20 protein-coding genes and 1 pseudogene are annotated in these 18,357 nt (G+C 65.0%); 9 read left to right on the forward strand and 12 right to left on the reverse strand.

The features are described 5' to 3' along the window. Nucleotides 1-141 precede the first annotated feature (141 nt). Together BMX78_RS21030 and BMX78_RS21035 are read left to right on the forward strand one after the other, a co-directional pair. Entirely contained in the window at nucleotides 142-372 is a 231-nt protein-coding gene (locus BMX78_RS21030) for a PTS sugar transporter subunit IIB (protein ID WP_050053469.1), read from the forward strand. Beyond that, nucleotides 372-830: a PTS sugar transporter subunit IIA gene (locus BMX78_RS21035; RefSeq protein ID WP_091424074.1), complete on the forward strand. Its 459-nt coding sequence runs from the start codon at nucleotides 372-374 to the stop codon at nucleotides 828-830. The genes BMX78_RS21030 and BMX78_RS21035 overlap by 1 nt, the downstream gene beginning before the upstream one ends. A gap of 10 nt (nucleotides 831-840) precedes the next feature. On the opposite strand, the gene BMX78_RS21040 is transcribed toward BMX78_RS21035, so the two are convergent. Further along, on the reverse strand, nucleotides 841-1,599 hold the full coding sequence (locus tag BMX78_RS21040) for a GntR family transcriptional regulator (protein ID WP_091424111.1): 759 nt from the start codon (nucleotides 1,597-1,599) through the stop codon (nucleotides 841-843). An 86-nt stretch (nucleotides 1,600-1,685) separates the two neighbouring features. Further along, nucleotides 1,686-2,981 (reverse strand): MFS transporter, encoded by a 1,296-nt coding sequence (locus tag BMX78_RS21045; protein WP_091424077.1) that lies wholly within the window; start codon nucleotides 2,979-2,981, stop codon nucleotides 1,686-1,688. A 169-nt stretch (nucleotides 2,982-3,150) separates the two neighbouring features. Here BMX78_RS21045 and BMX78_RS21050 point away from each other — a divergent pair, with 169 nt between their 5' ends. Further along, nucleotides 3,151-3,984, forward strand: coding sequence for an IclR family transcriptional regulator (locus BMX78_RS21050; RefSeq protein WP_286139206.1), 834 nt, complete (start codon nucleotides 3,151-3,153; stop codon nucleotides 3,982-3,984). A 116-nt stretch (nucleotides 3,985-4,100) separates the two neighbouring features. After that, nucleotides 4,101-4,952 carry a hypothetical protein gene (locus BMX78_RS21055; protein ID WP_286139207.1) on the forward strand — a complete coding sequence of 284 codons (852 nt, stop codon included), beginning with the start codon at nucleotides 4,101-4,103 and terminating at the stop codon, nucleotides 4,950-4,952. Nucleotides 4,953-5,021: 69 nt separating this feature from the next. On the opposite strand, the gene dctA is transcribed toward BMX78_RS21055, so the two are convergent. Beyond that, on the reverse strand, nucleotides 5,022-6,509 hold the full coding sequence (gene dctA / locus BMX78_RS21060; RefSeq protein WP_091424082.1) for a C4-dicarboxylate transporter DctA: 1,488 nt from the start codon (nucleotides 6,507-6,509) through the stop codon (nucleotides 5,022-5,024). A 235-nt stretch (nucleotides 6,510-6,744) separates the two neighbouring features. Here dctA and BMX78_RS21065 point away from each other — a divergent pair, with 235 nt between their 5' ends. Together BMX78_RS21065 and BMX78_RS21070 are read left to right on the forward strand one after the other, a co-directional pair. Further along, entirely contained in the window at nucleotides 6,745-7,005 is a 261-nt protein-coding gene (locus BMX78_RS21065; RefSeq protein ID WP_091424085.1) for a hypothetical protein, read from the forward strand. Nucleotide 7,006: 1 nt separating this feature from the next. Further along, nucleotides 7,007-7,936 (forward strand): threonine/serine dehydratase, encoded by a 930-nt coding sequence (locus tag BMX78_RS21070; RefSeq protein ID WP_091424088.1) that lies wholly within the window; start codon nucleotides 7,007-7,009, stop codon nucleotides 7,934-7,936. Between the two features lie 39 nt (nucleotides 7,937-7,975). On the opposite strand, the gene BMX78_RS21075 is transcribed toward BMX78_RS21070, so the two are convergent. Further along, on the reverse strand, nucleotides 7,976-8,314 hold the full coding sequence (locus BMX78_RS21075; protein WP_091424090.1) for a hypothetical protein: 339 nt from the start codon (nucleotides 8,312-8,314) through the stop codon (nucleotides 7,976-7,978). A 199-nt stretch (nucleotides 8,315-8,513) separates the two neighbouring features. Between BMX78_RS21075 and BMX78_RS21080 the strand changes: the two genes are divergently transcribed. Beyond that, nucleotides 8,514-9,449 carry an SMP-30/gluconolactonase/LRE family protein gene (locus tag BMX78_RS21080; protein ID WP_091424092.1) on the forward strand — a complete coding sequence of 312 codons (936 nt, stop codon included), beginning with the start codon at nucleotides 8,514-8,516 and terminating at the stop codon, nucleotides 9,447-9,449. Between the two features lie 122 nt (nucleotides 9,450-9,571). Here BMX78_RS21080 and BMX78_RS21085 read toward each other — a convergent pair whose 3' ends face one another. Next, complete coding sequence (locus tag BMX78_RS21085) at nucleotides 9,572-10,213, reverse strand: NADPH-dependent F420 reductase (protein ID WP_091424095.1); 642 nt, start codon at nucleotides 10,211-10,213, stop codon at nucleotides 9,572-9,574. 367 nt (nucleotides 10,214-10,580) lie between these two features. On the opposite strand from BMX78_RS21085, the gene BMX78_RS21090 reads away from it, so the two are divergent. Continuing rightward, on the forward strand, nucleotides 10,581-12,575 hold the full coding sequence (locus BMX78_RS21090; protein ID WP_091424097.1) for a rhamnogalacturonan lyase: 1,995 nt from the start codon (nucleotides 10,581-10,583) through the stop codon (nucleotides 12,573-12,575). A gap of 134 nt (nucleotides 12,576-12,709) precedes the next feature. Here BMX78_RS21090 and BMX78_RS21095 read toward each other — a convergent pair whose 3' ends face one another. The 3 genes from BMX78_RS21095 to BMX78_RS23205 form a co-directional block, all read right to left on the reverse strand. Beyond that, on the reverse strand, nucleotides 12,710-13,699 hold the full coding sequence (locus BMX78_RS21095) for an SRPBCC family protein (protein ID WP_091424100.1): 990 nt from the start codon (nucleotides 13,697-13,699) through the stop codon (nucleotides 12,710-12,712). A 116-nt stretch (nucleotides 13,700-13,815) separates the two neighbouring features. After that, nucleotides 13,816-14,457, reverse strand: a complete 642-nt coding sequence (locus BMX78_RS21100; protein ID WP_091424115.1) for an SRPBCC family protein — start codon at nucleotides 14,455-14,457, stop codon at nucleotides 13,816-13,818. Nucleotides 14,458-14,647: 190 nt separating this feature from the next. Beyond that, nucleotides 14,648-14,800, reverse strand: coding sequence for a hypothetical protein (locus tag BMX78_RS23205; protein ID WP_170850903.1), 153 nt, complete (start codon nucleotides 14,798-14,800; stop codon nucleotides 14,648-14,650). A gap of 212 nt (nucleotides 14,801-15,012) precedes the next feature. Between BMX78_RS23205 and BMX78_RS21105 the strand changes: the two genes are divergently transcribed. Continuing rightward, on the forward strand, nucleotides 15,013-15,624 hold the full coding sequence (locus tag BMX78_RS21105) for an NADPH-dependent FMN reductase (RefSeq protein WP_091424103.1): 612 nt from the start codon (nucleotides 15,013-15,015) through the stop codon (nucleotides 15,622-15,624). Between the two features lie 58 nt (nucleotides 15,625-15,682). Here BMX78_RS21105 and BMX78_RS21110 read toward each other — a convergent pair whose 3' ends face one another. From BMX78_RS21110 to aspA, 4 genes and pseudogenes are all read right to left on the reverse strand, one after another. Continuing rightward, nucleotides 15,683-16,156, reverse strand: coding sequence for a sensor histidine kinase (locus BMX78_RS21110; RefSeq protein ID WP_091424105.1), 474 nt, complete (start codon nucleotides 16,154-16,156; stop codon nucleotides 15,683-15,685). Nucleotides 16,157-16,373: 217 nt separating this feature from the next. Further along, nucleotides 16,374-16,637 (reverse strand): winged helix-turn-helix domain-containing protein, encoded by a 264-nt coding sequence (locus BMX78_RS21115; RefSeq protein ID WP_091424108.1) that lies wholly within the window; start codon nucleotides 16,635-16,637, stop codon nucleotides 16,374-16,376. Nucleotides 16,638-16,649: 12 nt separating this feature from the next. Continuing rightward, on the reverse strand, nucleotides 16,650-17,969 hold the full coding sequence (locus BMX78_RS21120; protein ID WP_286139208.1) for a dicarboxylate/amino acid:cation symporter: 1,320 nt from the start codon (nucleotides 17,967-17,969) through the stop codon (nucleotides 16,650-16,652). Between the two features lie 196 nt (nucleotides 17,970-18,165). Then, nucleotides 18,166-18,357 (reverse strand): annotated as a pseudogene (gene aspA / locus BMX78_RS21125) (aspartate ammonia-lyase); the annotation flags it as partial.

Consider the following 18,357-nt stretch of genomic DNA (forward strand, 5'->3'; position numbering starts at 1 on the left):
CACGAGCGCCTGTCAAGGCAATGGGAAATCCTGTCCGGCCCTTCAAACGGCCGGCAGTGGAAGCCATAATTGGTCGCACTTGGGCCGCCGGCCCCGGTGAGGAAGCAGTGCTCTATGCGGGCACCGTCAGAAAGGGCAGCCATGTCCAAAGCAGAAAAGATCATCGAAGGCCTGGGCGGAGCCGGCAACATCGTGGAGATCGAAGCGTGCATTACCCGCCTTCGCACCGAGGTTAAGGATGGTTCCCTCGTCAATGAGGCCTCCCTGAAAGCCGCCGGAGCCCACGGCGTGCTGGCCTCGGGCACGGCCGTCCAGGTCATCGTCGGCCCCGAGGCCGACACCCTCGCCGAAGACATCGAGGACCTGCTCTAGTGGCGCAGTCGCTCGTGGTCCTCGCGCCCCTCGCCGGCAACGTGGTTCCCCTCGCCGAGGTCCCGGATCCTGTGTTCGCGGGCCAGATGGTGGGTTCGGGCGCCGCCGTCGAGCCGCCGGCAGGAGAGATGTTCGACGTCGTGTCCCCCGTTGCCGGAAAAGTCATCAAGCTCCTGCCACACGCCTTTGTTGTGGTGGAGTCCTCAGGGCGCGGCGTCCTCACCCATGTGGGCATCGACACGGTCAAGCTCAAGGGCGAGGGCTTCAAGCTGCTCATTGCCCAAGGCGACACTGTCGACGCCGGCGCACCGGTCATGCGCGTGGATCCCGCCGCCGCGCTCGCGGCCGGCTACTCGATGGTGAGTCCCGTCGTCGTCCTCGATGCCATGCCGGACACGGCAACCCTGGTTGCCGCCGGCACTGTGGCCGCCGGCGAGGAGCTGTTCTCGCTGGATTAGGGGCGAACCGTTAGAGCCGGACTTCCATGTTCAGGGAGTAGCGGTCGGAGCGGTACCAGGAACGTGAATGTTCAATGGCCAGGTGGCCTGAATAGGAAACGCGGTCAAACGCCAGGACCGGCGCGCCTGTCCCGGTGCCGAGGAGCGCCCCGACGTCTGCCGGGGCGCCCTCGGACTTAACGCTCTGCCGGGCCCTGTCGATCTGGTGCCCGAACTGCGCGGCGAGGGCCTTGTAAACAGACCCTGTCAGGTCGATTTCCAGAAGTCCCGGGGCGTGCTCGGGGTTGTACCAGGCGTCGTCCACGCTGACCGGGCGGCCGTCCGCCAGCCGGAGGCGCTTGAGGTGGATAGCCTCCGAGCCCGGGGCAAGGCTCAGTGCCTCGGCCGTATCATCAGGGGCCGCGGCGGCCTCCGCCACCAGCACCACCGTGCTGGGAATGTGCCCCATGGCCTCCATCTCCTGGGTGAAGGAGGCAAGGTGCAGAGTGGACTGCACGGGGGAGTCCGCCACAAACGTACCCTTGGCCGGAACCCGCACCAGGTGCCCTTCGTTGACCAGCCGGCCAATGGCGGCCCGCACCGTGATCCGGCTGACGCCGTACGAGTCCATCAGGGTGCGCTCGCTGGGAAGCCGGGCGCCGGGCTCCAGTTCCTCCTTGGCCAGCTTGAGGATGATCAGGCGCAGCTGCTCATGCTTGGGGACCTGGGTGTTGTTGATGAGGGCGCTCGCCGCAGGAGCGCTGCTCCTTGATGGTGCTGTGGCTGGCACGAAAGGCCCCTTCGATCCGTGGAGCGGTCCGGTGAGGACCACTCCTTCGGATTATTCCACACGGGGACCTGCGGGAAGAGGGCTGGTCAGGCCACCAGTTCCGCTTCCTGGGGCTCGGACGGCTTGGCTGACCGGTTGCGCAGGGCAAGCATCAGGGCAGCTCCCATCACGGCGGGTGCAGCAAATGCCATGGCAGCCACCGGGACTCCGCCGCCGAAGCTGACGAGCAAGGCGCCGTACGTGGGGCCGGCAATCGCTCCGATGCGTCCCACTGCCAGTGCCCAGCCCAGTCCGGTGGCGCGGGTGGCCGCCGGGTAGAACTGAGCGATGTAGTCGTTGATCATGTTCTGTGTTCCCAGGCCGCCAAAGCCGGCGACGGCGGCAAGCACAGTCATCAGCGCGGCCGGCGGATTGGCGGACATCAGCAGCAGGGCGGCCGCGGCGCTGATGAAGCCAACAATCACCAAGGGCCGGGGCCCGAACTTCTGGCTGGCAACCGACGCCAGGACCGTGCCCAGCACGGCGCCCACCGAGTAGGCCAGCAGGAACGATACGGAGGAGCCGACGCCGAACCCGGCCGTCCGCATGATCTGGGGAAGCCAGGTGCTGACGCCGAAGATGGTCAGCAGGCTAAGCACCGTGATGGCCCACAGCAGTATGGTGGTGCGGCCCGTGCCGTGGGCGAACAGGGCACGGGTGGGCGATACGCGTACGGCGGAGGCGGGGGCTTCTGCTGTCTTCGGTAGTCCGTAGGCGGCTTCAACGCGGTCCGCTTCGGCATTGCGGAGCTGGGTCCGCAGGAACGACGGCGACTCCGGCATCAGGAACCAGGCGAACGGCACCAGCAAAAGGCCGCCGGCTCCAACAGCGTAAACCGGGCGGAACCCGCTCGACTCCAACAGGGCCAGCGAAGTCAACGAAGCAACCACCGTCCCCGTGGCAGGTCCGGTCAGGACTGCCCCCAGGACCAGCGACTTCCTCCCCGGCGGCGCGAACTCGTTGGTGAGGGCCACCGCCGTCGGAAGCAGGCCTCCCACGCCGAAGCAGGCGATGAAGCGGAACACCGCAAACAACTCCCACGTCGGTGCCACCGAGCAGGCCAGCATGGCCAGCGAAAACAAGGCCAGGGCGCTGACAAAGATCCGGCGGCGGCCCAGCCGGTCAGTCAACGTGCCCACGATCAGTGAGCCGAGCAGCATTCCTACCAGCGCCAGGGAACCCACGGCGCCCGCTCCCGCAGGCGTGACATTGAAGGGCGGTTGGCCGATCAGGCCGGGCAGGGTGGCGCCGTAGACATAAAGGTCATAACCGTCGGCGAGCAGGCCAAGCCAGCACACCACAAAAATTCCGGCAAGGGATTTTCGAGGGGCATTGGAGTTCATCGTTGATTCCAATCGGGTCAGGGGGCGGCAGGTAAACCCGCCGGCGGGACGTCCATCAGCTTGGCCCCCGGTCCCACTCAGGTGACTGTACTTTTCACTGAGTGAAAATGCACTTTGTGGCGCGGGCCACACAGCCCAGGCTTGAATGACACCAAAGTCTGGAGGAAAAGTGGCGGGAGCAGGCGGGGCAAGGGGGCTCCAGGAAGGCCCCGGCCAGCCGGTGCTGGTGCGGGCGCTCAGCCTGCTGGAGCAGTTCACCGAACGACGCCGGGCACTGAGCCTGTCCGAGCTGGCCAGGCTGGCGGGCCTCGCCCCGGCAACCACCCTGCGGCTGGTACGGCACCTGACCGAATGGGGCGCCTTGGAACGGCTGGAGGATGGCCGCTATGTGGTGGGGGTGCGTCTGTGGGAAATAGCCTCGCTTTCGCCGCGGGGCCACGGTGTCCGGCAGATTGCGCTTCCTTACCTTGAAGACCTGTATGAGGTGACGCGCCACCATGTGCTGCTCTCCGTCCGGGACGGCAGCGACGCGGTCCTCATCGACCGGCTCTCGTCACGGCATGCCACCGAAGTGGCCTACCGGGTGGGAGGCCGGATGCCCTTGCGGACAACCGCCGTGGGGCAGGTCCTACTGGCTTACTCGGCTCCGGATGTGCTGGAGGAGTTGCTGGCGCAGACTGCTTTGCCCGAGGCGGGGCCAGGGGAGCCGCCGGCAGGTGACCTTCGCGCAGTGCTTGCCGCGGTCAAACGGTCCGGCGCCGCGGTGATCCGCCGGACGCACCCCTCCCGAACCGTCTCGGTTGCCGCGCCGATTTACGCCGCCGACGGTGCGGTGCTGGCCGCCCTGTCCATCGTTGTTCCGGATACGGCGGCGCCCGCCCTTGAGCTGGTTCCCCTGGTGCGGGCCGCAGCCCGCGCCATCTCCCGCAGCCTCGGCCATCAGGCGACCGTGAGCGGGGCGTGGCGGCATCCCGCCCGGGAACCCGGAGCCAAGCCGGCCTGACGCCGCCCTGTGCGGGCAGAAATAAAAAGCCAGGCTTAGTTATTTCCCCTGGATCGGCAATACCCTTAGGCTAGAAACGCTAAGCATGCTTTCTATTTTCTAAGGGGTTGAACCAGATGCGAAAAGTTCCGGCACTTGGAGTGATGGCGGCGGCAATGATTGCGCTGGCGGGCTGCACAGGCGGCGGCGGGGGCGCGGCAAGCCCCTCGGCCCAGACCAGCACTGCGTCTGCCAGCCCGACGGCTGAAGCCAAGGCCTACACCGAGGATGAGCTGCGCGACCTGATCTCAGGCATGAAGGACGAGGACGGCAACGAGCTGAAGCTCTACTCCAAGGAGCAGGTGGACCAGGGCGGCAATATCGCCAACCTGCTCCTGAGTACGGCAACCGTTGACCCCTCGGACTGCAAGGACATCGCCACTGCCGGGCTCCTGGACAAGGTGGAAAACGGGGACGTGGCCGTTGCGCTTTCCGAGGGCGACCAGCCGCGCACCCTGTCTGCACAGTCGGGCAGCGAGGGGCCGGACGCCGTCGAGGTCCTCAACAAGATCAGCGGCAAGATGGACCAATGCGCGAAGTTCTCGGTATCGGCGCTGGGCCAGAAGTATGAGGTCACCAGCGAAGAACTCCAGGCGGACACGGATGCCGAAAAGACCTTCGCCACCCTCAGTGCCCGCAGCGGAGAGAACCAGCAGAAGCTGATGCAGGTGTCCGCAGCCGAAGGCAAACTCCTGGTGGTGGCTACCAAGAGCGGCGCCAACCTCGGGGATCCGGACCAGAAGGAGCTCGAGGGCCTGATCAATGACGTGCTGGAGAAGGCCGACGGCGGCAGCGGAACTTCCAGCCCCACCTCCGGCTCCACGAGTCCATCCTCGTCGGACCGGTCAGCGACACCGACGCCGACGGCGACGTCAACGGCAACCGAGACTGAGGACAGCAGCACGTCTACGGCGTCCCCGACACCGTAGGCAGGGCTTTCAAACGACAGAGGGCGGGCAGGACCTGGTGGTCCTGCCCGCCTTTCTGTTTTGCTGTGGCTATTCGGCGGGGATCCCGGCCTTGGCCCGCTCTGCCTTGCTCATCTGGAACTGGGGGATGTCCTCGGGGTGCGGCCCGCCGCGGAACTTCGGTGACGGGTCCTGCCCCTCGCTGAGCCGCTGGAGTTCCTGGCCCTCAAAGACCTCCTCCTTGCCCAACATGATGGCGGAATCGTGGTTGGTGATCTCGCCCTTGAAGGCGCGCAGCATAACGCTCCGGTCGAACTGGCCCTCCCATTTGGAGACCACGAACGTGGCCACGCAGTTGCCCAGCAGGTTCACTACCACGCGCATGGAATCCATGAGCCGGTCGGCTCCGAGGAGGAGTGCGACGCCGGCTACCGGGAAGATGCCCAGGGCGGCGGCGGTGGCCGAGAGTGCCAGGAAGGATGACCCCGGGACGCCGGCCATGCCCTTGGAGGTCAGCAGCAGCACACCGAGCGCTGCAAGCTGCTGGCCAAGGTCCAGGTTGTGTCCGAAGGCCTGGGCGAGGAACAGCAGCGAGATGGACAGGTAGATTGCTGCGCCGTCCAGGTTGAAGGAGTAGCCGGTGGGGACCACCAGGCCGGTGGTGGCCCGTGAGCAGCCGGCATTGGTCAGCTTGGTCATGATGCGCGGCATCACAGCTTCAGTGGAGGCGGTGCCCAGGGCCAGCAGGAATTCTTCCCGTGTGTACTTGAGGAACTGCCAGAGCGGGACGCGGGCGGTAACCCAGGCCACCACGAACAGCAGGCCGATGAACACGATCGCCGCGGCGTAGCAGGCGGTGATCAGCAGGGCGTAAGTGCTGAGCGTGTCCAGGCCGTACTGGCCGATGATGAAGGCCATGGCCCCGAAGGCGCCGATGGGAGCCACTTTCATAATCCAGGACATGATCTTGAAGATCAGTTCCAGGACGGTCTCCATCAGGCTGATCACGGGCATGCACCGTTCGCGTCCAATGACCACGATCGCTGCGCCGAAGAACACCGAGAAGAAGAGGACCTGCAGCAGGCTGTTGCTGGCGAAGGCTCCGATCACGCTGGCCGGAATGACGTCCAGGATGAAGGACGCGGCGTCCTTGGGGGCGGCAGATCCGGTCTTGGCATCCAGGTCCGCCTGGGACAGTGTGGCGGGATCGATGTTGAGCCCGGCGCCGGGCTGGACGATGTTGGCCACTATCAGGCCGAAGACCAGGGCGAACAGGGTGGCTGCCGTGAAATAGAGAAGGGCTTTGACCCCTACCCTTCCAACCGCCTTGACGTCGCCCACGGCTGAAATTCCGGTGACGATCACCAGGAAGATCAGCGGCGCGATGATCATCTTGATCAGTTTGATGAAGCCATCTCCGAGCGGCCTCAATTGTGATCCGAGGTCCGGCCAGAAATGCCCTATAAGGACACCTGCCACGACGGCGATCAGAATCTGGAAGAAGAGCGACTTGTACAGCGGCTTCCTCTTCGCGGGCACCGAACTCGCCTTCAGCGCCTCAGGGTTGGGGATCTTCATTGACCTTTACCTATCCAAATAGGGGTTGCGCCCGCTGATCCGGGCCTTGGGCTAAACGTAACCCCGGTCACACCATTTCCGCAAGGGGAAATTGTAATTCCATAATGCGAAACCCGCGTCCTGGCGGATTGTGGCTAAAAATCCGATTGTGACTGGCGGCACCGTAGGCTGGAGTCCAACCCGGACAGGTGTCCGGGCCAAGTTAAAAGCGTCATTCAGGTGAAAGGCAGGACCCATGACCACGTCCAATGAGGAGCCCCAAAACACCGCCGATCTTCGCGGCCCGGGCGACCCCGACGAAGCCAAGCAGGCGGCGAAGGCGCCCCAGAGCGGCATGCATCCGGAGCTTCCCGGCGCCGGGAACATCCGCGAGGAGCAACAGGCCCACGCGGCCGGAACGGTACCGGCGTCGTACACCGGAAGCGGCGAGCCGCCGGCAGGGCACAAACCCGAGGAAGCCCTGGAAGAGCCGGGAACCTGGGACGACGAACTCTGACGTGATCACGCGAGCAGATGTTGAGGACGCGGCCCGGCGGACAGCCGGCCTCACCCGATTAACGCCCGTGCTGCAGGCGGATACGGAGGCGTTCAGTGAGGTCTGGTTCAAGTGTGAATTCATGCAGCACACCGGCACCTTCAAAGCCCGCGGCGCGCTGAACCGCATCCTGGCCAGCAAGGAGCGCGGCGAGCTGGATCCGGCCATTGGTGTGGTGGTTGCCTCCGGCGGCAATGCCGGGCTGGCCAATGCCTATGCGGCCGTGCAGCTGGGAGTGCCGGCCACGGTATTCGTTCCGGCCGCTGCCCCGGCCGTGAAGGTTCGCAAACTCGAGGCGATCGGCGCCACCGTGATCCAGGGTGGCGCCGAATATGCCGAGGCATACCAAGCCGCCGTGGAACATGCCCGGCGCACCGGAGCTGTGTACTGCCATGCCTATGACCAGCCCGAGATCGCCGCCGGCGCCGGGACGGTGGGGGCGGAACTGCTGGAGCAGATCGCCGGGGTGGACACCGTGCTGGTGGCAGTGGGCGGAGGCGGACTGATGGCGGGAGTCGCGGCAGCCGTGGAAGGCCATGCCCGGGTGGTCGGTGTGGAGCCCCGGAGTGCGCCCACGCTAAATGCCGCCCTGGCCGCGAACGAACCCGTTGACGTCGCAGTGTCGGGCGTCGCCGCAGATTCGCTGGGGGCCCGCCGCATCGGCGACATCGGCTTCTCTGTCGCGGTCCGCACCGGCGTCGAAAGCGTCCTGGTGTCCGATGACGAGATCGTCACCGCACGCTCGCTGCTGTGGAACGACTACCGGCTGGTGGTGGAACACGGCGCCGCCGCGGCCTACGCGGCCCTGACCTCAGGCGCCTACGTGCCGGTGCCGGGCGAGCGGGTGGCAGTCATTCTGTGCGGCGCAAACACAGACCCGGCCACCCTCTAGGCGGCCGGGTCCGTTCAGCAGAAGGCAAAGCAGAAAAGGCTAGCTGCAGAACTTCTGGTAGGTGCTGCCGGCTTCCTCGTAGCCGGCCTGCAGCTCCGCAATCCTGGCTTCGTCCGGGGTTTCCTTGGCCTGCTCGTCCGTGTACGCAAGGATGGACTCGAGTGCGGGCTTGAGATCGTCGGAAGCAACCTCGTGAATGGGGCGGATCTGGTTGGCCAGGCGGTTCATGCCCGTCTTGCCGGCGTTGTTGGCCGGGTTGGACACTACGCTCTGGATCCGCTCGCACGTTTCCGCGGTGGTGAGCTGGTTCGAGGCGGTGCAGGCCGTGGCGGAGAAAACGAGTCCGGCGGCGATCAAGGCTGTGGCGAGTTTCTTCATGGGTCCCTCAGTAGTTGATTGAGGTTTCGATTGTAAGCAGAACCCGGAGGTGAATGCCGGTCCGGGTGCCTTGCCCCCTTCCTTATGAAGGGGGCACCAGCTTCTGGCGGGGGTTCACGCCGGTGCTTAAACTGGCAGCACCATCGTGCGGAGCTGCCGCTGATTGGCCCCGCGCATTAATCCACATCGAGGAAGCATCATGCGCCGAACAGTACAACGCCGTACAGCCGTGGGATTCACCGCCCTTCTGGCACTGTTCTTACCCTTTGCCCTGCCGGCAGCGGCCTCCGCATCCAGCAGCGACGACGTCATAGTGCTCGACGGCGCCACCTCCGCCGAGGGTATCGCGGCCGGGGAGGGAACTACTTTCTATGCCGGGGACCTGAACACTGGCGATATCTACCGCGGCGACATCCATGACAGCAAGGCCAAGCGTTTCATTAACGTGCCGGACGGCCGGATGGCCGTCGGGATGAAAGCGGATGTCAGCAACGACCTGCTCTTTGTGGCCGGCGGCGCCACCGGCAAGGCGTATGTCTACAACACCGAAACCCGCAAGACGGTAAAGCAATACGATCTAGCCTCCGGCTTCATCAACGACGTAACCCTTACGGAAGACGGCGCCTGGTTCACCAACTCCACGTCGCCGGAACTTTATTTTGTCCCTGTGGGCGAGCATGGCGATCTGGGAGACTCCGACGACGTGAAGACCCTGAAAGTGAGCGGCAAAGCAGCCAAACCCCTGAAGGAAGGCGAGTTCGGATTCAACGGCATCGCCAGCGCCGAGGACGGGGATACGCTCATAGTCGCGCACACACAGCATCAGGCGCTTTACACTGTGGATCCCGAGACGGGAAAGAGCCACCGGATCAGTGGACCGGACCTGCAGTTTGTGGACGGCATCCTGGTTAAGGGCCACACCGTGTGGGCAGTCCAGAACATGGCCAACCGCATCAGCCGCCTGGAGCTATCCCGGAACCTGTCCTCCTTCCATGTTGAAGATGTGATCAAGAGCAAGCACTTCAACATCCCCACGACGGTTGCCAAGTTTGGGGACACCCTCGCAGCCGTCAACGCGAAATTCGGAAAGCAGGCAACCCGCTACGACGTGGTCCTGGTCCCGGCGTGGGACTAGGTTAACCCGCCTGGCTGGCAGCAGACGTCCCCAGAGTGCGGGTTCACAACGCCTGCTGCCAGCCAGTTTTATGTCCGGACCTGTGAGCGAGGAAACGGTCCGGGCGGGGGAAAGGTCCGCAGCTAGATGGTCCGCGTGGCCTTGGCCAGGTTGTCCTTCAGCTCCTGGGCATTCTGCCGCACCACGTAGGCGGGCCGGTCCCGCTCCACGCGCCAGCTGTCCTCCAGGAGCCCGATGTTCACGCTGTCGAAACCGAACTCGTCGTACAGGCTTGTCACGAGTTCGGCGGCTTCCGGGTAGTCGCTGGCCGTTGCCAGTGCCCGCCGGTTCTCCGTGCCCGTAGGGGTTCCATCAGTGGTGATCTGGGACGCCATGATGTGGTTGAAGCCCTTGGCCACCTTCGATTCCGGCAGGTGCTCCTGGAGCAGCCCCGAGGTGGTGGCTTCCCCGTTGTCCAGTTCCGGGATGCGGCCGTCCCGCTCCCAGTAGTAGTTGTTGGTGTCGATCACGATCTTGCCGGCCAGGGGCTCCACCGGAATGTCCTTGTAGTTCTTCAGCGGTACGGTCACCACGGCGAAATCGCCTGCCGCTGCAGCTTCCGCAGCGGTGGCTGCCCGCGCCTTGGGGCCAAGCTCCGCGACGAGGCCCGCCAGCGTCTCGGGCCCGCGTGAGTTGCTGATGACTACGTCGTAGCCCAGCTCCACCGCCTTCCTGGCGACTGCGCTTCCAATATGTCCTGCACCGATGATTCCGATTGTTGTCATACCGGCGCCAACAGCGTCTCCTCCGCAGATATTTCAGCGGACCTCGGGGAATAAAAAGCGTTGGAAAAGCGTACGACGGCGGCCTGCCGCCTTCTGCACCCGGCGGCAGGCCGCCGTCGTGCTCCCCCTTTGCGCCGACATCCAGAGGCTGTTCGTAACGAGGGAAAGGCACAAATTCGCCCATTAGGTAACGGAAAAGCCTTGACCTCTCTTGCGGCCCGCTGATAAACCTAAAGGGCAGAAAGCGCTTTCCCTCCTGCTTCCCACCGCCCGAACCGCCCAGAAAGGTTCGTCCGCGACGAGGAGTGAAACGTTCCAACTGTCGTGCGGCAGACTCAGCTGCCGACGCATCAAAGGAGATGTTCTTTTGGTTTTTCCCTCGAAATGTTCCCGCATATCCCGGACCGGCCGTGCCTGGAAAGCAGTCCCGGTTGCAGCCGCGGCATCACTGACTGCGGCCGCACTCGCCTTTACCGGCGTCCCGCTGGCACAGGCAAACCCCGGCACCGCTCCCGGCCAGTCCGGCACAGAGCTCAAGCGCCAGGTGGAGAACCTGGACCGCGCACCGGTCGCCGTGCTGACGGACCAGGGCGTCACCCTGGGCTGGCGCATGCTGGGCCTGGACAAGGACAGCGTCGGCTTCCATGTGATCCGCGACGGCGTCCAGCTCACCGACGAGCCCATCCGGGACACCACCACCTACGTTGACCCGGCGGGTACCGCGACGTCGAAGTACGTCATCAAAACCGTGGGCAACGGCAACGGGCAGGACAAGCTCAGCGCCGAATTCACGCCGCTGGCCCAGAACTACCTGGCCATCAAGCTGGACAAGCCGGCCGACGGTGTCACCCCAACGGGGCAGGCGTACAGCTACACGGCCAATGACGCGAGCGTCGCTGACCTTGACGGCGACGGCACCTACGAAATCATCCAGCTTTGGAACCCCACCAACGCCCAGGACAACTCGAAGTCCGGCTACACGGGCAACGTGTACGTTGACGCCTACAAGATGGACGGCACCAGGCTGTGGCGCATCGACCTGGGCCGCAACATCCGCGCCGGCGCCCACTACACCCAGATCCTTGCCTACGACTTCGACGGTGACGGCAAAGCCGAGGTGTCCATGAAGACGGCGGACGGCACCACAGACGGGGCCGGAACCGTGATCGGCGATGCTGCGGCGGACTACCGGAACAGCGCCGGCTATGTCCTCTCCGGCCCGGAATTCCTCACCGTGTTCAACGGCGCCGCCGGCACCATCATGGACACCGTGCCCTACGATCCGCCACGCGGCAGCGTCTCTGCCTGGGGTGACGGCTACGGCAACCGCGTGGACCGCTTCCTGGCGGGCGTCGCCTACCTGGACGGCGAGCACCCGTCCATGATGTTCAGCCGCGGCTACTACACCCGCGCCGTCCTGGTCACCTACGACCTGGTGAACGGCAAACTGGTGAAGCGCTGGACGTTCGACTCAGACATCGCCGGCGCCCAGTACAAGGGCCAGGGCAACCACAACATCTCCGTTGCGGACGTGGACCAGGACGGCAAGGACGAGTTTGTGTTCGGCTCCATGGCCATCGACGACGACGGCAAGCCGCTGTACAACACCAAGCTGGGCCACGGCGACGCCATCCACACCAGCGACCTGGATCCGTCCCGCCCTGGCCTGGAAACCTTCGCGGTGCACGAGAGCATGAGCCAGAGCGGCAACCGCGGCGCCACCTTCCGCGACGCTGCCACCGGCGAAATCCTCTGGAGCATTCCCGCCACCCGGGACACGGGCCGCGGCGCCGCCGGGGACATCGACCCGCGCTATGCCGGCGCTGAAGGCTGGGCTGTAGGCGGGGACGCTGCCTGGAACTCCCCGGTGGGAGAACTGCGCTCCGCGAAGGGCGAGCTCATCGGGCAGAAGATCCCGGCAGCCAACTTCCTGGCATGGTGGGACGGCGACCTGCTCCGCGAAATCGTTGACCATGATTTCGACGCCGCAGCCGGTGTTGGTGTTCCCACCATTTCGAAGTGGAACTGGGAAACCGAGACCAGCGACAGGCTCCTGACCGCCACGGGCGCACGGACCAACAACCACACCAAGGGCAACCCGTCCCTGCAGGCGGACCTCCTGGGTGACTGGCGAGAGGAACTGGCGTTCCCGTCGTCGGACAGCACGGAGCTGCGGATCTACACCAGCACCTCGCCCACTGAGGTCCGGCTCCGCACCCTGATGCATGATCCGATGTACCGGACGGGCGTTGCCCGCGAGGCCGTGGCGTACAACCAGCCGCCGCACCCGAGCTTCTTCATCGGCGAGGGCATGCAGACCCCCGCAGCGCCGTCGGTCTTCTACGCCGGCACGGACAAGTAACAACGGCACGGCAATAACGGCAAAGCGCCGCCCGCCCCGGGGGAAGGGCAGGCGGCGCTTTGTTGTTCCCGTGAACATCCCGGCCGGCGGGGAACCTCCGACGCCGGGACGTCCTTCACGCGGTCAGGTTGCGGTCAGTGCTGGCCGAGGTTGCCGCCTACGGGCGGCAGGCCGCCGTCCGGCCGGCGCTCGCTCTCGCGCCGTTCGCCGGCGCTCAGGTTCTCACCCTCAAGCGTCTCGTCCGACTCACCGGTGGTGTCCACCAGGCCGTTGGTCTGGTCGAAGGCGTGGCCGATCCTGTCATCACCCAGGTCCGCCACTGAACCGGTGGAGCCGGCCGCCGACGTTGTGCCTGTAGTTGTGGCGCCTGTTCCCAGGGTGTCTGTTCCCAGGGCGCCCGTTCCCGTGGTGCCGGTGCTTGGGGCCTCGGTAGCGGTGGTGTCGGTGGTCAGTGGCGTGACGGTGACGGGCTCCCCGGGGGTCACTGGCGTTACCGTTTCGTCGGCAGCTTCCGTAGTGCCCTTGTTGGTGCCGGCGGCCATTGCTGCAGCCGCGCCTGCTGCCGCTGCCAGGCCCACGCCTGCAGCTACCTTGCCGGATACGCCGGCCTTGCCCGAATCGCCGCGCGATCCTGCCGCATCCTCGACACCCGGCGTGCCGACGGGCGCTCCGGAGCTGACACTGCCGCGCCACGCGCCGCTGGCATAGCCCTCGTCCTCGATGAATTCCTTGAACCGCTGCAGGTCTGCCTCGGCCTGGCGGTCCACTACGTTGAGCTTGTCGCCCACCTTCTCAATGATTCCTTCGGGCTCGTATTCGAGCGTCAGCTGGATGGAGGTCTGGCCGCCGCCGACGTCCTCGAAGTCCACGGAGCCGGCGTTAGTGGCGCCTTCGGTGGCTGCCCATGCCACTTTGCGGTCCGGGACCTGCTCCAGGATTTTGGCTTCCCATTGCCTGCGGACGCCGCCGATCTCGGCTACCCACTGCAGGCGGTCGTCACTGAGCTGCGTCACGCTCTTGACGCCGCCCATGAAATGCGGGAATTCCTCGAACTGGGTCCACTGGTTGTAAGCGGTGCTCACCGGTACGTTCACCAGAATGCGTTTTTCCACCTTCGTGCTCATAACGTCTCCTTCGCTGTGTCACCGGAAACTGATGATTCCGTAAAAAATCATCAGCATGCTTACCAACATACCTTTTGAGGGCGGAGGTTGCCAGAGCCGGTTCCGGGAAGCAGACGTCAGAAGCCCATCACATCGGAGCCGCCGGGAGTTGGCGGAAGGCCCCGGCTGTGCTCCTCCCTTTGCCGGCGTTCGGCGGCACTGTAGTTCTCGCCGTCGGCCGTTCCGCCCGATTCGCCTTCAAGATCGACCAGGCCGTTGGTCTGATCGAAGGGGTGCTCAAACCGATAGTCCTGGCGCCACCCGCTTGAAGAATCCGCCGGGCCCCGGGCAGACGTGGAGCGGTCCTGGCGCTCGACAAATTCCTTGAACTGCTTCAGGTCGTGTTCCGCCTGGCGGCCGACGACGTGGAGCAGGTCGCCCACCCGTTCCACCACACCCGCCGGCTTGTATTCAAGGGTCAGAGCCAGCTCTGTCCTGTTGCCGCCGGCATCCTTGAAATCGACCGCGCCGGAGTTGGTAACGCCTTCGAGGGCAGCCCAGGCCACTCTGCGGGCGGGGATCTGCTCAAGGATTTTGGCGTCCCATTCCCGGCGTACTCCCGCGATGTGGGCCACCCACTTCAGGCGGTCATTGCCCACCCGGGTCACGCTGTCCACGCCCGCCATGAAATGCGGGAACTCCTCGAACCGCGTCCACTGGCTGTAGGCGGTGCCCGCCGGTACATCGACCACAATCCGTTTCTCCACTTTCGTGCTCACCATGTCTCCTTTGACTGAACCGAATCCGATGAAGAACTGAGGTCATCAGCAGTTCCAGTCTCCTCCGCCCGGACCCGGCCCACCACCCTGTAAACCACCCCAACTGGGTCGCACTTAACGCTGTGAAAACGCGGAATCACGGCGTTAAATGCGACCCAGTTGGGGCAAAGGGCTGGCCGGGAGGCGCCGGCTATTGATCGCCGGGGGAAGTGGCGTCCGGGGTGTCCGGTCCTTCGGCGGGATCCTGGCTGTGCACCCTGATTTCCGTGGCATCGGCATCGGGATCGCCCTCGGCAGGTGCCTCGGTATGGACCCGCTCATCCTGCAGGGGATTTTCGCTCATGACTGCTCCTGACCGCGCCGGGGGTTTTCGGTACAGATCATTCAGCGCTCCCCGGTGCGGCCTGTCAAGGACCCGCGGCGGCTCTGGCCGGGCGCGGCCTTCTGTGCTGGACTAGGGGTGCAGTGGCACCAAGCGCCGTCCGGCCGCGGGCGGCACCTTTTCCAATCAGAACATGGACGGCCGGCGCTGACCGGCCATTGGAAGGAACACTCATGGCACCGTTCAAGATCGGATACTTCGTGGGGAGCCTCGCTACCGGCTCCATCAACCGGGTCCTCTCCCAGGCATTGATCAAACTGGCTCCCGAGGACCTGGAGTTCACAGAGATTCCCATCAAGGACCTACCCCTGTACAGCTACGACTACGACGCCGATTTTCCGCCCGAAGGCCGCGCCCTCAAAGAGGCCATTGAAGCGTCTGACGGAATCCTGTTCGTGTCCCCGGAGTACAACCGTTCCATTCCCGGCGCCCTCAAAAATGCCATCGACTGGGGCTCCCGGCCGTGGGGGAGCAACTCGTTCGCCCGCAAGCCCACCGGCATCATCGGCGCCTCGGTGGGCAGCATCGGGACCGCGGTGATGCAGTCCTCGTTCCGCAGCGTCCTCAGCTTCCTGGATGCGCCGCAGCTCAACGCCCCGGAGGCCTACATCCATTACAACGCCGAGGTGTTCGGTGAGGGCGGCGAGGTCAAGGACGAAGGGACCGCCAAGTTCCTGCGCCACTACATGGACGAGTACGGCGCGTTTGTTGCCCGCGTCCTGGCCGCGAACGCACCCGGCCACATTGGCGACCTGGAACCGGATGAGGCGAAACTCTCCCGGTAGCAGGGCCACCCAGGTTTACGGATGCCCGCCGTCCCAGCGATGGCGGGCATCCGGGTCTTCAGTCCAGCGGCAGGGTAACCGTCACGCTGGTGCCCCGGCCGGGGGCGGAGGAGATGTCCACGGTGCCGCCGGCCTCATGGACGGCCACGGACATCAGCCGGAGGCCATAACCGTGGTGACGGCCGCACGTGGCGAGCTTGCTGTCAAAGCCCGTGCCGTCGTCGGACACCACAAGGCGGATCCCGTGGTCCACCGCGGCGAGCTGGACATTAAGGTGCGATGCTCCTGAGTACTTGTAGGCGTTGCTGAGAGCCTCGCGTGCCGACTGGTACAGAAGGGACGCGCAGTCCGCGGGAATCTCGATGCCCCAATGGGGGGTGTCCCAGTGGACCGCGGTCCCGTGCTGGCGCAGAGGCACCGTAAGCCGGTCGATGCAGCCGGCAAGCCCCAAAGTGTGGAAGTCGAGCGGATGACTGTCCGTCAGCACTCCCGCTACGGCTGTGACTTCATCAATTACTGCCTTGTGTCCCATGACTTCCTGCTCCCCACAAGCTGGTTGGTCCGTTGCCTCTGTTGGTTCGATGGCTCCAGAGTGGACCTGCAACGTCAATGGTCGGCAAGGTTTCCCGCAAGATCGCATCAATTCTGCGCGGCGGGTGCGAAAGGGCCTTTTCGGAGGGAACCGGACGGTAAAACCAGCCCTTGTGGGGACGCCGGATGGCTGCCGGCCATGCCGGCAGCCATCGAGGTTAACTTGCGTCCGGCGCCAAAGCGTAGAAGGGCGTGCAGCCCTCCCGGGTTCCGGGGGAGATATCGGAGCGGACCATTGAGGCGCGTTCCAGGGCAGCCAAGTGGTACCTCACGGCGTCCCGCGAGGCAAAGATTCCACTGCTGATGTCCGCCACCTTGCTGGCGCCGTTGCGTGCAAGGTAATCGACGATCATCGACCTGACAGGGCTGCGGCGGTAGGGGGCGTGGAGGGCACTTGCGCGGGTCTGGAGGTTAGTGCTCATTGTGCGCTCCCCTCACCGTACCGAAGCGTGCGCTGGCGTCCCGACCGCCACGTCGGTGGGATGGATGCCTGCGGGAGGCTCCGCCGTCGTGCTGTCCGTGGCCTTGCTGTCCGTGGCCGAGGGGGCGCGGTCATGGTTCCGGCCTATGACGGCGGTGGCGATGGCGTTGCCCAGGATGTTGGTGGCGGTGCGGCCCATGTCCAGGAGCTGGTCGATGACCAGCAGGACGCCGATGCCGGCTGCGGGGATACCGAAGGCAGGCACGACGGCGGCAACCACCACGAGTGAGCCGCGCGGCACACCGGCCATGCCTTTGCTGCTGAGCAGGAGCATGGCGGTCATCGCGATCTGCTGGCCAAGGTCCATGTCGATGCCGTACGCGTTGAGAAGGAAGACCGACGCGAACGTCATGTACATCATGGAACCGTCAACGTTGAACGAGTAGCCGAGGGGCAGGACAAAGCCCGTGGTGCGCTTGGCAATCCCGAACCTGGTGAGGCCGTCGATGAGCTTGGGCAGGGCGGCTTCGCTGCTGGAGGTGGCGAATGCGATCACCATGGGTTCGCGGACGAGGCGGACCAGGCGGAAGGCGGACTTGCCGAGGAAGGCCACGGCAACGGCGATCATCACCACCCAGAGGGCGGACAGTGACAGGTAGAACCCGCCGATGAACGAGGCGTACGTGGCAAAGGCATCGAGTCCCTGGGCGGTAAAAGCTGCCGCGATGCCGGCGAAGACGCCTACGGGAGCCGCCTTCATGACGTACCCGGTGACCTTGAGCATCACGCCCATCAGCTCGTCGATCGCGTCGGCGATCGAGGACCGGCCCCGCTTGCGCAGGTTCAGCAGGGCAATCCCGAACAGTGCGCCGAACACCAGGATCTGGAGGGGGTTGTTGGCCGTCAGGGCAGCGAAAACGCTGGTGGGAATGATGTGGGTGACGAATTCCGCGTAGTCAAGGGGCTTAGTTTCCATGCCTGCGTCACCGCCGGGAACCAGGTTCAGGCCATGTCCAACGTTGAGCACATGGGCTGTGATGAAGCCGAAGGCTCCCACCAGGACCGAGGCGGAAAGGAACCAGACCATGGAGCGGCCGAAGAGCTTTCCCACACCGGCGGATTTCGCGGCTCCTGCGATGCCCGAAACCAGGGTGGCGAAAATCAGCGGCGCAATGATCATCTTGATCAGGTTGAGGAACATGTGCGTCACGGTGTCCAGGACCGACACAACGGATCCGCGCGGCCCGGTTGGGAGCAGCCAGTGGAACAGCAGTCCGCTGGCGATTCCGACCACGAGCGCTGCCAGTATCCACATGGTTGATTTGTTCTTCATGCTCAATCCTTTGGTTCAGGCCGGGCTGGCGGCCCGGTAGCGGAACGGTCCTCGTCATCGAGTGCCGTTTTTCTTTGCCCCGGCCCGGAATGCGGGCACGTCAATGTGCCCCTGTTCGGGATGGGGTGGGGAGGGTGTGCTGCCTGGTGGTTGAGCTTGTCGAAACCGGGTTTGGGTTTGGCTCAACTGCCGGTGGTTATTTGGTGAGGTTGGCGAGGCGTTCGGGGCTGAGGAGTTCCTGGAGTTGGGTGTGGGTGAGGAGTCCGTGTTCGAGGACGAGTTCGGCGACGCCTTTGCCGGTGGCGAGTGCTTCCTGGGCGATGGCGGTGGCGGTGGTGTAGCCGAGGTGGGGGTTGAGGGCGGTGACCAGGCCGATGGATTGTTCCAC

This window comes from Arthrobacter sp. OV608, assembly GCA_900110595.1.
Classification (GTDB): Bacteria; Actinomycetota; Actinomycetes; order Actinomycetales; family Micrococcaceae; genus Arthrobacter.